This is a genomic window from Magnetospirillum moscoviense, assembly GCF_001650635.1.
Classification (GTDB): domain Bacteria; phylum Pseudomonadota; class Alphaproteobacteria; order Rhodospirillales; family Magnetospirillaceae; genus Magnetospirillum; species Magnetospirillum moscoviense.
This window is the reverse complement of sequence record NZ_LWQU01000163.1, coordinates 41696-54760: the sequence shown is the minus strand read 5'-3', so window position 1 is coordinate 54760 and position 13065 is coordinate 41696. Positions and strand designations below refer to the sequence as shown.

The window sequence follows — 13065 nt, the reverse complement described above, 5'->3', positions numbered from 1 at the left end:
CCGCAATGGGGTAGGGACCCGATCAGCGCGGGCCGCAGCGGTTCTTTCGACGGGTTTCGGCCTCGATCTCGTCGGCACATTCGCGGCAATGGCGCGCATGCGGATTGGCCTGCAGCCGTTCATCCTCGATCGAGCAACCGCAGGCACGACAAGTTCCCGAAGACGCCGGACCGGCCATGCGGTCGAGGACCGCCTTCAGCGCCACCGCGTTGAACGCTTCAACACGCTCCGCAGCGCAATCGATATCGTCCATCTCCCCCTCCGACCACTAGATATGGTGGGGATGGATTATCCATCGCTGGATGCGGAATGCAAAATGAAAACTTTGTCACATACCAAGATCATGCTTCGATGGAATCGCGGCATGATCTCGTCATTTATTTCAGCCCTCGCCGGGCGCCGCTTCCAGCGGCTTGGCCGCGGCCGCAATGGCCGCCGAGCGGGGCTTGATTGAACCGAATAACACCCCGCTCTAAGGGTGGGCAAAGACGCGCCATGATGGATAATGGCGCCGACACCAGCGGAGTTTCCTGCATGCGCCTGCATTTGATGACCTGGCCTCAGGTCGAGGCCTATCTGGCCCATTCCACCGCCATCATACTGCCCATCGGCTCGACCGAGCAGCATGGCCCCACCGGCCTGATCGGTACCGACGCCATGTGCGCCGAAGCGGTAGCCGACCAAGTGGCCAAGGCGTTGGGCGTTGTCGTGGCGCCCACCCTGGCCATCGGCATGGCCCAGCACCACATGGCTTTTCCCGGCACCATGACGCTGAAGCCTTCGACCTTGCTGGCTTTGGTCGAGGATTGCCTGCTGTCGCTGGTTCGCCACGGCTTCGACCGGGTGTTGATGATCAACGGCCATGGCGGCAATGTCGCCACGATCAACGCCGCATTCGCCCAGACCCAGATGGAACTGGACCGCCTGTCCCCTCGCCCGGCCTTGCGGACCCGGCTGGTCAATTGGTGGGAAACGCCCGAGGTGATGGCGGCCTCGGTCCGAATGTTCGGCGATGCGGTCGGCTCGCACGCCACGCCGCCGGAGGTGGCGCTGACCTGGGCGCTGCATCCCGACCTGGCCGACCCGCACCCGCTGGTGCCGGCGGTGGCGCCGACCGGCGCGTTCTTCGGGGCTGGGGATTTCCGGAACAGCTTCCCCGACGGCCGCATCGGCTCGAACCCGTCGCTGGCCAGCCCGGCCGCGGGCGAGGAATTGCTGAAGATCGCCGCCGACGAGATGACCCGTCTGGCCTCGGACTTCTTCGCCTAGCCCTGACGGCGCAGCTTGGGCGCCAGGCCGGGCCGGGGGAAGCGGCCGGCGACGCCGCCGCCGCGCCGCTTCAAGGCGCGCTCCATTAAGGCCTGGGCCTTGCGCAGGAACGGGCGCTTGTGGCGCAGCAGCCAGGTTTCCAGCCGCCACTGGCGGGGATCGGGGCGGATGGTCGGCGGACACATGAAGACATGGGCCATCACCACCTGGCCCGAATGGGTGCGCACCCGGATCGGGTGCAAGGCGTATTCCCAGCCCTCATAGACCTGCAGGCGGTGCACCGCCTCGGGCTCGACCCGGGTGACCAGCAATCCGTCGACCCAGCCCGAGGCATGGGACAGCAACATCGGATAATGGCGGCCGGCGACGTGGACGCGGCGAAATCCCTGGGCCACCGCCGGCTCGACGGTATCAAGCGGCCGGCCGCAGACGATCTCGCGGACTTGCGCGTCCATCAGGGTGCCGTAGAAGAACAGGTTCACCGGCCAAGCTCCAAGCCCACCCGCCGATTATGGCCCGGCGCCGTCAGCCCGGCAAGGTGACGGCGCTTTTGGCCAACTGCGCTTCCAGGGCGGCGCGCAGACGCTTCAAGCCCTCGACCGATTTGGCCTCGCAGCGGGCCACCAGCACCGCCTGGGTATTGGACGCCCGCAACAGCCACCAGCCGTCGGCGGTATCGACGCGGACCCCGTCGATGGAATTGACCTTGGCGCCCTCGCTGTCCAGGCGATCCTTGACCTCATCGATCACCGCGAACTTGCGCTCGTCGGCGCAATCGAAGCGCATCTCGGGGGTGTTGACCATGTGCGGCAGCTTGTCGCGCCGGGCGCCCAGGGTCTGGCGCTCCATGCGCGACACGATGCCCAGCAGGCGGATGGCGGCATAAAGCGCGTCGTCGAAGCCGTAATAGCGGTCGGCGAAGAAGATGTGACCGCTCATCTCGCCGGCCAGCGGGGCGCCCAGTTCGACCATCTGGGTCTTGATCAGCGAGTGGCCGGTGCGGCCCATCACCGGCTTGCCACCCATGCGGGCCACTTCCTCGAAGAACACCTGGCTGGCCTTGACGTCGGCGATGATGGTGGCACCCGGCCGGGTCTTCAGCAAATCCTCGGCCAGGATCACCAGGATCTGGTCGCCCCACAGGATGCGGCCCTCGTTGTCGATCACCCCGATGCGGTCGCCGTCGCCGTCGAAGGCGATGCCGATATCGGCCCGCTCGAACAAAACCGCATCTTGCAGCGCCCGCAAATTATGCGGCTCGGTCGGGTCGGGGTGGTGGTTGGGGAAACGGCCGTCGATCTCGCCGAACAGCACGGTATGGCGGCCGGGCAGCTTCTTGGCCAGCATCTCGGTGATCTCGCCGGCGGCGCCGTTGCCGCAATCCCACACCACCCGCAGCTCGCGCTTGCCGTCCCAATCCTGGACCAGGCGGTCGCAATATTCGAGGCGGATATCGTCCTCGACCACGCCGCCCTGGCCCTGGGCGAAATTGCCGGCCGCCGCGATCTCGCCCAGGCCGCGAATGTCGGCGCCGAAGAACGGCTTGCCCTGGAACACCATCTTGAAGCCGTTATGGGTCGGCGGGTTATGGCTGCCGGTGACCATGATGCCGCCATCGGCATCGCGCACCTTGGCGGCGTAATACAGCATCGGCGTCGGCCCGCGCCCGACCCGGCGCACCGTGCAGCCGGTGGACATCAGCCCCTCGGTCAGGGCGCCGGCCAGTTCCAGGCTGGACAGCCTGCCGTCCCAGCCGACGCACACCACCGAACCGCCGGCCTGGCGGACCCGGCTGCCGAAGGCCTGGCCGATGGCGCGGGCGTCGGCGGCGAACAAGGTCTCGCCGACGATGCCGCGGATGTCGTATTCGCGCAGGATGGTGGGGTGGAAGCTGTGGGTCATCGTGGTTCCTTGCTGGATGAACCACAGAGGCACAGAGGCACAGAGGGACCGTCCATGAGGCGACGATGTCGCCACACGCCGGGGATCTCTGTGCCTCTGTGCCTCTGTGGTTCAAATATCACGTAATCACCGTGGGTTCGGCCCGCCCGGTGCGGGCCTCGATTTGCGCCACATCGCGGGCGATCTTGATCAAATCCGCCAGGGCCTCTTGCGGGTCCAGATGGTGCTTGGTCACGTCGGGCTCGAACTGCTCGATATAGACGCGCAGGGTGGCGCCTTCGGTGCCGGTGCCGGACAGGCGGAACACCACGCGGCTGCCGTCCTCGAAGACGATGCGGATGCCCTGCTGGGTGCTGATGCTGCCATCGACCGGGTCGGTATAGGCGAAATCATCGTTGAAGGCGACTTTATAGGCGCCCAGCGCCTTGCCCTTCAAATCCAGGCCGCGCAGATGGTCCATCAACCCGTTGGCGGCGGCCGAATCGATGCCTTCGTAATCGTGGCGGGAATAGACATTGCGGCCATATTTGGCCCAATGGGCGCGCACGATGTCGGCCACCGGCTCCTTCCTGACGGCCAGCACGTTCAGCCACATCAGCACCGCCCACAGCCCGTCTTTTTCTCGCACATGGTCCGAGCCGGTGCCGAAGCTTTCCTCGCCGCACAGGGTGGCCTTACCAGCATCGAGCAAGGTGCCGAAGAACTTCCAGCCCGTCGGCGTCTCGAAGGCCGGGATGCCCAGGGCGGCGGCGACGCGGTCGGGCGCGGCCGAGGTCGGCATCGACCGCGCGATGCCCTTCAAGCCGCCGGCATAACCGGGGCACAGCGTGGCGTTGGCCGCCAGCACCGCCAGGCTGTCCGACGGCGTCACATAGAAATTCTTACCCAGGATCATGTTGCGGTCGCCGTCACCGTCCGATGCCGCGCCGAAATCGGGGGCGTCGGGGCCGAACAAGGCTTCCACCAATTCGTGGGCGTGGACCAGATTGGGGTCGGGATGGCCGTGGCCGAAATCTTCCAACGGCGTGCCGTTCATCACCGTGCCGGCCGGGGCGTCGAGCATGTCCTCCAGGATGGCCTTGGCATAGGGGCCGGTCACCGCGTGCATGGCGTCGAACTTCATGCCAAATCCCGCCTTGAAGGCGGCGCGGATGGCATCGAAGTCGAACAGGGTCTGCATCAAGGCGGCATAGTCGGCCACCGGGTCGAACACCTCGACCGCCATCGGCCCCAATTGCTGGGTCCCCAGGCGGTCCAGGTCGATGTCGGCGGCATCCTGGATGCGGTACTCGGTGATGGCCTTGGAACGGGCGAAGATCGCCTCGGTCACCGCCTCGGGGGCCGGGCCGCCGGCCGGGATGTTGTACTTGATGCCGAAATCTTCGTCCGGGCCGCCGGGATTGTGGCTGGCCGACAAGATGATGCCGCCGAAGGTCCGGTACTTGCGGATCACGCAAGACGCCGCCGGCGTCGATAAGATGCCGCCACGCCCGACCATCACCCGGGCGAAACCGTTGGCGGCGGCCATCTTCAGGATGGTCTGGCAGGCGGTGCGGTTGTGAAAGCGGCCGTCGCCGCCCAGCACCAGAACCTTGCCGCCGACCTCGCCGATCGAGTCGAAGATCGCCTGAACGAAATTTTCCAGATAATGCGGCTGGGCGAAGGTCTTGACCTTCTTGCGCAGGCCGGACGTTCCCGGCTTCTGCCCGTCGAACGGGGTGGTCTGAATGATCCGGACGGCACTCATGCGCTCATTCTCCCTCGGGCTTCCTGCGTCCTTGTGTGATGGCCCAAGGGCGAGTGGCTGTCAATCTCCGAGGGCATGCGCATATCCTACCACCGCACTTGGGTATGTGCGCATTTTTCTTTTTTTTACAAAGCGTTCAATCCTTAGCTGGAATTACGAAAAACAAAAATTTTGTGGTTGATTTCCCGGGCGATCCGACCACGCACTAGACCTACGCATGCTTCTCATTCTTAAGACGGCGAGGTTTCCATGCGTGACAACGGACCGATCACCAACCGCGAAGTCATGATGAACGACGGCGAAATGCTGGTATCGCGCACCGATGCCGGCGGCCGCATCATCTTCGTCAACAAGGCCTTCATCGACATCAGCGGCTTCACCGAGGAGGAATTGCTGGGCAGCCCGCACAATCTGGTGCGCCACCCCCACATGCCGAAGGAAGCCTTCGCCGATCTGTGGCAGACCATCAAGACGGGCAAGCCGTGGGAAGGGTTCGTCAAGAACCGCACCAAGAATGGCGACCATTACTGGGTGCGGGCCAACGTCACGCCGGTCACCGAGAACGGCCAGATCACCGGCTTCGTGTCGATCCGCTCGAAGCCCAGCCGCGAGCAGGTGGCGGCGGCCGAGAAGCTTTATGCCGACCTTCGAGAGGGCCGGGCCAGCGGCATGGTGATCAAGGAGGGCCGCGCGATCCGCACCGGCCTGGCCGGCGGCATCGCCCGCGCCAGGAACAGTGTCACCGGACTCATGGTGCTGGCGATGAGCGTGCCGGTCATTCTGACCATCGTCGCCGCCGAACTGGTCAATCTGAACATGGACGCAGCCGGCATCGGCGTCATCATCGCCGCCCTGGTGGTGGCTGTCGGCCTGGGCCGGGCCCTGATCGGCCGCATCAACGCGCCCCTGAACCGCATGGAGGGCCATTTCGACGCCCTGGCACGCGGCGATTTCGCCCACGACATCACCGACGAGCCGGTCAGCGAGTACCAGCGCCTGACCGCGCTGTTGCGGGCGACCAAGGCCAAGCTGGGCTATTCGCAACTCGAGAAGATCGAGATGGACCGTCAATCCGAGCTGCACCGCCGCGAGGCGCTGGAGCGGGTCGCCGTATCGCTGGAAGGCCGCGTCAACGGCATCGTCCAGCAGATCCAGGATTCGTCGGAAAGCCTGCTGGGCAATTCGCAGACCCTGTCGGGCAACGCCGACCAGACCATGGTCCAGGCCGGCAGTGTCACCTCGATGACCGGCCAGGTCACCGCCAACGTCCAGGCGGTGTCGGCCGCCACCCAGGAATTGTCATCCTCGGTCGATGAGATTGCGCGCCAGGTATCGCATGCGGCCACCATCTCGCGGGAAGCGGTCGAGCAGGCCAACCATACCAACCGCATGGTCTTAAGCCTGTCCGACGCCGCCAGCCGCATCGGCGAAGTGATCGGCCTGATCAACACCATCGCCAGCCAGACCAACCTGCTGGCCCTGAACGCCACCATCGAGGCGGCGCGAGCGGGCGAAGCGGGCAAGGGCTTCGCGGTGGTGGCCGGCGAAGTGAAAAGCCTGGCCAACCAGACCGCCAAGGCGACCCAGGAAATCGGCCAGCAGATCGCCGCCATCCAGGGCGAAACCCGCCAGGCGGTGGATGCCATCCAGGGGATCACCGGCACCATCCAGACCATCAACGAACTGTCGAGCGCCATCGCCGCGGCGGTCGAGGAACAAGGGGCCGCCACCAGCGAGATCGCCCGCTCGGTCGCCCAGGCGGCGGCCGGCACCTCGGCGGCGGCCGACAATGTCGCGGTGGTGGCCAACGCCGCCCAGGAAACCAAGGTGATGGCCGATCAAGTTTATGGCTCGGCCGACGGGCTGAAGAATGTGTCGCGCCAGTTGGCCGGCGAGGTCACCGCCTTCCTGTCGGAAATCCGCGCCGCCTGACCATAGGAAACGGCCCGCGCCCAACCTGGCGCGGGCCATCGATCAGATGTCGTACATCAGGATCGGTTCCGGCTTCATGGCAAAGGCCATGTCGGCCAGGCTGGTCTTGTCCAGGATGGCGGCGATGGCGTCCCTGACCTCGCCCATCACCGCGCGGATGGCGCAATTGGTCTCGTCGATGCAATCCTCGCAGCGGCGATAGGCGGTGCGGGACACGCAGGGAACCGGCGCCAGCGGCCCATCCAGCAGGCGAACGATGTCGCCGACCAGGATCTTTTCCGCCGGCCGCGCCAGCACATAACCGCCGCCCTTGCCCTTCTTCGAGGACAACAGGCCGGCCTTCTTCATCTCCAGCAAAATGGCGTCCAGGAACTTCTTGGGGATGCGCTCGGCCTCGGCGATGTCGGCGATCAGCACCGAGCCGTCACCGGCCTTACGGGCCAGATGAACCATCGCCTTCAACCCGTATTTGGCCTTGCTGGACAGCATAATCTACTCACCTACTGGAATATTGCGCTTACAGCCATAGGCGTTGCGCACGACATAAAGGGGGCGATGCTTGACCTCGGAAAACACCCGGCCCAGATATTCTCCGATCACCCCCAGGCTGATCAGCTGCACGCCGGACAGGAACATCACCGCGACGATCAGGGACGGATAACCCGGCACGTCGATGCCCAGGATCAGGGTCTTGACGATGAACAACAGGCCGTACAGCATCGCGAAGGCGGCCACCAGCATGCCGATGAAGGTCCACACCTTCAAAGGCACCGAGGTGAAGGCGGTGATGCCGTCGATGGCCAGACGGTAAAGCCGGAACAGGTTGAACTTGGTCTGGCCGGCCACCCGGTCGGCGACGTCATAGGGGATCGATATCTGACGAAACCCCACCCAGGCATACAGCCCCTTCATGAACCGGGTGTGTTCCGGCATGGAGTTCAACACATCGACCACCTTGCGATCCAGCAGGCGGAAATCGCCGGCGCCTTGCGGCAGCCTCACCTCTGACACCTTGGCGAACAGATCGTAGAACAGGTTGGCCGACAAGCGCTTGACCGCGCTTTCCTTCTCGCGGCCCGAGCGGACGGCGATGACCATCTCATAGCCCTCGCGCCACAATTCCAGCATCCGCCCCACCAGTTCCGGCGGGTGCTGCAGGTCGGCGTCGATCATCGCCACCGCCTGGCCCGAGGTGTGATGCAGCCCGGCCGACAGCGCCTTTTCCTTACCGAAATTGCGCGACAATTCCACCAGCTTGATGCGCGGTTCCTTGTGGTGATGGGCCACCACCTTGGCAACGGTGTCGTCGCGGCTGCCGTCATCGACGCACACCACTTCCCACGTCACGCCGAACCCGTCCAGGACCGGAATCAGCCGGGCGAACAGATGGTCGACATTGTCCGATTCGTTGAACATCGGCACCACCAGCGACAGAACCGGCCGGCCGGAATCAGCATTGTTTTCGGACATGGGAAGATCCCTTGTGGCGACGCTTGGAAAGTCGAGCGGAAGTGTGAACAATAGCGGCCCGCCGGTCAACGTCCGGCACCTGGAAAGAAATCCTGATGACCGCATCCAACGCCATCACCCTGTGCGCCGACGATTACGGCCTGGCCCCCGGCGTGTCGCTGGCGATCCGCCAATTGATCGAGCAAGGGCGCCTGCAGGCCACCGGCTGCATGACGCAAAGCCGCTTCTGGCCCGACGAGGCCCGCGCGCTGAAGGAACTGGACGGTCGGGCCGATATCGGCATCCACCTGACGCTGACCGATCAGTCCCCCCTGGGGCCGATGCCCAAGCTGGCCCCCGAGGGCAAATTGCCGCCCCTGGGCACGCTGTTGAAGCTGGCGCTGACCGGCCGCCTGGACCAGGCCGAGATCAAGGCCGAGTTCCATCGCCAGTACGATGCCTTCGAGGCTGGCTTCGGCCGCCCCCCCGATTTCCTGGACGGCCATCACCATGTCCAGCAATTGCCGGGAATCGGCACGGCCACGCTGGATCTGTGGCGCCATCGCATGGGCCGCAAGGGGTGGATCCGATCCTGCGTCGAGCCGCGCGCCGCCATCCTGGCCCGCGCCGTCAACCCGGTGCGCGCCCTGATCATTTCCGAACTTGGCCGCCATTTCCGCCGCTGCCTGCAGGTGGAAGGGGTGCCGCATAACGGCTCGTTCCGGGGGGTCTACGACTTCTCAGGGAGGGTGCCGTTCGCCCAATTGTTCCGCCGCTTCACCGACCGCCCCCGCCCGCGCACCTTGATGATGGTCCATCCCGGCTTCGTCGATGATGCCCTGAAGGCCGCCGACAGCCTGACCACCCAGCGGGAGGAGGAATACCGTTTCCTGGCGTCCGACGAGTGCGTGCTGTCGATGGCACACCGCGGACTGACGCTGTCGCGCCTGTTCCCATGACCCGAACCCAGGCCGGCCTGCGCCTGTCGTTCTATTACACCGCCTTGTTCATCGGGGTCGGCACCCAATTGCCGTTCTGGCCGTTATGGCTGAAGGACCAAGGCCTGAGCCCGGTCGAGATCGGCCTGATCATCGCCGTCATCTACGTCACCAAGGTGGTGGTCAACCCGCTGATCGGCCATGTGGTCGACAAGCGCGGCGACCGCCGCCGGCCGATGGTGGTGCTGGCCGCCGCCGCCGCCATCAGTTGGCTGGCCTTCGCCCTGACCGACGGGTTCTGGGCCATCCTGGCCCTGTCGGTGGTCGCCACCGGCTGTTGGTCGGCGATCATGCCGGTGGGCGAAAGCCTGGTGCTGGCGGTCGCCACCCACCACAAGCTGGATTACGGGCGGGTGCGGCTGTGGGGATCGGCCTCGTTCATCCTGGCCGCCGTGGCCACCGGCCAGATCCTGACCGGCCAACCGACCAGCTTGCTGGTGTGGCTGGTCTCGGCCGCCCTGGCGCTAACCGCCGTCAGTTGCGCCACCCTGCCCGACCAGCGGGTTCCCGTGGGTGGCGGAAAGGCGCCGGCCAGACTGGCGCCGCTGTTGGGCTCGGCGCCGTTTCTGTTGTTCCTGGCCGCCGCCAGCCTGAACCAGGCGGCACACACCGTCTATTACGGCTTCGCCACCATCCATTGGAAATCGGCCGGCATCGAGGGCGACGTCATCGGCTATCTGTGGTCGGAAGGGGTGGTGGCCGAAATCGCCCTGTTCGCCTTCTCGGGCCGGGTGGTGGCGCGGCTGGGGCCGGCCCGGCTGCTGCTGATCGCCGCCTTGGCCGGCATCGTGCGCTGGCTGGTGTTAGGGACCACCACCGCCCTGCCCGCCCTGGCCCTTGCCCAATTGCTGCACGCTGCCACCTTCGGCTGCGGCCATCTGGGCGCGATGCATTTCCTGAACCGAGCCGTGGCGCCTGGCCTGTCGGCCCGCGCCCAGGGCATTTTCGCCGGCATCGCCGCCGGAGCGGCGCCGGGATTGATGAGCCTGGCCTCGGGCCGGCTGTACGAAGCCTTTGCCGGCGGCGCCTTCCTGACCATGGCGGCCATCAGTCTGGTATCGGGCGTGGCGGCCTGGCTGCTGGCCAGGCGCTGGGACGGCGGACTAATAAAGCAGGGCGCCGATCACGGCTGAGCCGGCCAGCACCGGCACCATTCCCCACTTGAAGCGCAGCAGCCCCACCATCGCCGCCGCCCCCAGCGCAATGGCGACGGGCTGGGCGGTGGCCGGATCGGGCAGCGGCAGATTGATCGGCCCCACCCCCCAGGCGCCGACCTTGGTGAAGGCGACATGCAGGGCGAACCACAGCGACAGGTTCAAAATCACGCCGAAGACGGCGGCGGTGATCGCCGACAAGGCCGCCGCCAGCCGGGCATTGCCGCGCATCCGCTCGACATGGGGGGCGCCGGCGAAGATCCACAGGAAGGACGGCACGAAGGTCACCCACACCGTCAGGCTGGCCGCCAGCACTCCGCCGGCCCAGGGGTTCAGCGGGCCGGGATCGCGAAAGCCGGCCAGGAAGCCGACGAACTGGTTGACCAGGATCAGCGGGCCGGGGGTGGTTTCCGCCAACCCCAAGCCGTCCAGCATCTCAGGGGGCGTCAGCCAGCCATGGACCTCGACCGCCTGCTGGGCGACATAGGCCAGGACCGAATAGGCGCCGCCGAAGGTCACCACCGCCATCTTGGCGAAGAACAGGCCGACCGCCCCGAAGGCGCCTTGACCCCAGGCCAGGGCCAGCCCGACCGGGGCCAGCCACAGGGCCGACCACAAAAGGATCGTCGGCAGCGACCGCCCGACCCCAGGGCGGTCCACCAAAGCCTGTTGGCCTTCCGCCGTGGTGCTGGCAAAGCCGTAAAGCCCGGCCGCCGCGACGATCAGCGGAAAAGGCAGGCCGAACAGGAAGATGGCGACGAAGGACAGCAACGCCACCGCCCGGTGGCCGGGCCGCTTCAGGCCGCGTTTGCCGATGCGCAGGCAGGCTTCGACCACCACCGCCAGCACCGCCGGCTTCAGGCCGGCGAACAATCCCTGGACCACGGTCAGGTCGCGAAAGCCGACATAGAAGGCGGCCAGGGCCATCATCACCACGAAACCGGGGGCGACGAACAAAATGCCGGCGGCCAGCCCGCCCTTGACCCGGTGCAGCAGCCAGCCGGCATAGGTGGCCAGTTGCTGGGCCTCGGGGCCGGGCAGCAACATGCAGAAATTCAAGGCGTGCAGGAAGCGTTCCTCGTCCAGCCACTTCTTCTCGTCCACCAGGATGCGATGCATGGTGGCGATCTGTCCGGCCGGCCCGCCGAACGACAGCAGCCCGATCTTGGCGAAGGTGCGAACCGTCTCGGCGAAACCGGGCTGCATGGCGTTACACCGTCGGCATGGCGTGGCCGGGACCGGCGGCCAACAGGCCGGCCAGGATGCGAAGGCCCCGTTCCAGGGTGGCATGATCGGGCGGCGCCGTCACCGATACCCGCACGCCGTCGCGGTGCGGCCGGCCGATGGCGAAGGATTCGGTGGGCGCCAGGTTGACGCCGTGACGGGCCGCCTCGGCGACGAAGGAATTGCTGGTCCATGGTAGGACCAGCGGCAGCCACAGATTGAAGGCGGCCCCGGTGGGGCGCAACTCGTCACCCAGGATCTGGGCAGCCAGATCCAGCCGAACCATCGCCTCGGCCCGCTGGCGGTCGGCGGCGACGATCGCCTGGCCCTCGTCGATCAGGATGCAGGCGGCTTCGATCAAGGGAACCGGCAGCGCCAGACTAAGGGCGCCGATGGCGGCGTCGAAGCGGCCCTTCCAGGCGGCGGGAACGGCGGCGAAAGCGGCGCGCAGGCCCGGCGACACGCTTTTCGACAAAGTGGTCAGATAGATCACCCGCTCGGGCGCGAACACCTGCAGGGCGTCGGGGCCGTCGGGATCAAGGAAGCGGTGCACCCCGTCTTCCAGCACGAACGCATCGTGGGCGCGGGCCAATTGCGCGATGGCCCGGCGGCGTTCGGCGCTTAAGGTGGCGGTGGTCGGGTTCTGCACCGTCGCGGTGGTATAGAGCAGACGCGCCCCCTTGGCGAAGGCCTTGTCGACCTCGTCGGGGATCAGGCCCAGTTCATCCATGGCCACCGGCACCACCGGCCGGCCCAGCAGGGCGGCGGCCGACTTGAAGCCGGGATAGGTCAGTTCCTCGGCGGCGACCATGTCGCCGGCCCGGGTCAGCGTGGCCAGGGCGGCGACGATGGCCTGCTGGCTGCCGGCGGTGACCGACACCAGTTCCGGCACCACCTCGACCTTTTCGCGTTTCAGCCACTGGGCGCCGGCCTGGCGGTGGCGCATGCCGACCGGGTCCAGGTTGTAGGACAGTAATTGCGGCAGATCGGGACGGCGGCCAATCCGTTCCAGCACCGGGCCGACCGCCCAGGCCCCCTGGTCGCCGCCCGGCCGGTTGACGGCCAGGTTGACGGTGTCGGGCTGGGGCCGCCACGCCACCGCCAGATATTCCGGCAGCGCGGCTTCGGCCTGGCGGGCCGGGTCGGTGACGAAGGTGCCGCGCCCGACCTCGCCCGACAGCAGGCCGCGCCGTTCGGCCTCGACATAGGCCCGCGCCACCGTGCCGACGGTGACTTTCAGGCGCCAGGCCAGATCGCGATGGGTCGGCATGCGAAAGCCCGGGGCCAACCCGCCCGAGGCGATGTCGGCCTCGATGGCGTCGGCGATGGCGCGGTATTTGGGGCCGCCATGGGCGGCTAGGTCGGGAAGCCAATTTGACATGGTGTCAAT

General features: G+C 66.5%; 13 protein-coding genes. 5 read left to right on the top strand and 8 right to left on the bottom strand.

The window, feature by feature from the left end:
- Positions 1-22: 22 nt before the first annotated feature.
- Positions 23-253 (bottom strand): TraR/DksA C4-type zinc finger protein, encoded by a 231-nt coding sequence (locus A6A05_RS15165; protein WP_068503066.1) that lies wholly within the window; start codon positions 251-253, stop codon positions 23-25.
- Positions 254-283: 30 nt separating this feature from the next.
- On the opposite strand from A6A05_RS15165, the gene A6A05_RS20970 reads away from it, so the two are divergent.
- Together A6A05_RS20970 and A6A05_RS15160 are read left to right on the top strand one after the other, a co-directional pair.
- On the top strand, positions 284-454 hold the full coding sequence (locus A6A05_RS20970) for a hypothetical protein (RefSeq protein ID WP_156521088.1): 171 nt from the start codon (positions 284-286) through the stop codon (positions 452-454).
- A 41-nt stretch (positions 455-495) separates the two neighbouring features.
- Complete coding sequence (locus tag A6A05_RS15160; RefSeq protein WP_245644312.1) at positions 496-1269, top strand: creatininase family protein; 774 nt, start codon at positions 496-498, stop codon at positions 1267-1269.
- On the opposite strand, the gene A6A05_RS15155 is transcribed toward A6A05_RS15160, so the two are convergent.
- The 3 genes from A6A05_RS15155 to A6A05_RS15145 all read right to left on the bottom strand — a co-directional run bounded on the left by A6A05_RS15155 (position 1266) and on the right by A6A05_RS15145 (position 4918).
- Positions 1266-1751, bottom strand: a complete 486-nt coding sequence (locus A6A05_RS15155; RefSeq protein ID WP_068503060.1) for a gamma-glutamylcyclotransferase family protein — start codon at positions 1749-1751, stop codon at positions 1266-1268. The two genes, A6A05_RS15160 and A6A05_RS15155, sit on opposite strands and share 4 nt — an antisense overlap.
- A gap of 43 nt (positions 1752-1794) precedes the next feature.
- Positions 1795-3171, bottom strand: a complete 1377-nt coding sequence (gene pgmG, locus A6A05_RS15150) for a phosphoglucomutase/phosphomannomutase PgmG (protein WP_068503057.1) — start codon at positions 3169-3171, stop codon at positions 1795-1797.
- Between the two features lie 118 nt (positions 3172-3289).
- Positions 3290-4918 (bottom strand): alpha-D-glucose phosphate-specific phosphoglucomutase, encoded by a 1629-nt coding sequence (locus A6A05_RS15145; RefSeq protein WP_068503054.1) that lies wholly within the window; start codon positions 4916-4918, stop codon positions 3290-3292.
- Positions 4919-5167: 249 nt separating this feature from the next.
- On the opposite strand from A6A05_RS15145, the gene A6A05_RS15140 reads away from it, so the two are divergent.
- Complete coding sequence (locus tag A6A05_RS15140) at positions 5168-6850, top strand: methyl-accepting chemotaxis protein (RefSeq protein ID WP_068503050.1); 1683 nt, start codon at positions 5168-5170, stop codon at positions 6848-6850.
- A gap of 42 nt (positions 6851-6892) precedes the next feature.
- Here A6A05_RS15140 and A6A05_RS15135 read toward each other — a convergent pair whose 3' ends face one another.
- The gene (locus A6A05_RS15135; protein ID WP_068503047.1) at positions 6893-7339 is read right to left on the bottom strand and encodes an RrF2 family transcriptional regulator; all 447 of its coding nucleotides are present in this window, start codon (positions 7337-7339) and stop codon (positions 6893-6895) included.
- Between the two features lie 3 nt (positions 7340-7342).
- The gene (locus tag A6A05_RS15130) at positions 7343-8320 is read right to left on the bottom strand and encodes a glycosyltransferase family 2 protein (protein ID WP_068503044.1); all 978 of its coding nucleotides are present in this window, start codon (positions 8318-8320) and stop codon (positions 7343-7345) included.
- Positions 8321-8415: 95 nt separating this feature from the next.
- Between A6A05_RS15130 and A6A05_RS15125 the strand changes: the two genes are divergently transcribed.
- Positions 8416-9258 (top strand): ChbG/HpnK family deacetylase, encoded by an 843-nt coding sequence (locus tag A6A05_RS15125; RefSeq protein ID WP_068503041.1) that lies wholly within the window; start codon positions 8416-8418, stop codon positions 9256-9258.
- Positions 9255-10430: a 3-phenylpropionate MFS transporter gene (locus tag A6A05_RS15120; protein WP_068503039.1), complete on the top strand. Its 1176-nt coding sequence runs from the start codon at positions 9255-9257 to the stop codon at positions 10428-10430. The genes A6A05_RS15125 and A6A05_RS15120 overlap by 4 nt, the downstream gene beginning before the upstream one ends.
- On the opposite strand, the gene chrA is transcribed toward A6A05_RS15120, so the two are convergent.
- Together chrA and A6A05_RS15110 are read right to left on the bottom strand one after the other, a co-directional pair.
- The gene (gene chrA, locus A6A05_RS15115) at positions 10401-11657 is read right to left on the bottom strand and encodes a chromate efflux transporter (RefSeq protein WP_068503035.1); all 1257 of its coding nucleotides are present in this window, start codon (positions 11655-11657) and stop codon (positions 10401-10403) included. The genes A6A05_RS15120 and chrA overlap by 30 nt on opposite strands.
- A gap of 4 nt (positions 11658-11661) precedes the next feature.
- Positions 11662-13056 (bottom strand): aminotransferase-like domain-containing protein, encoded by a 1395-nt coding sequence (locus A6A05_RS15110; protein ID WP_068503032.1) that lies wholly within the window; start codon positions 13054-13056, stop codon positions 11662-11664.
- Between the last annotated feature and the right edge of the window lie 9 nt (positions 13057-13065).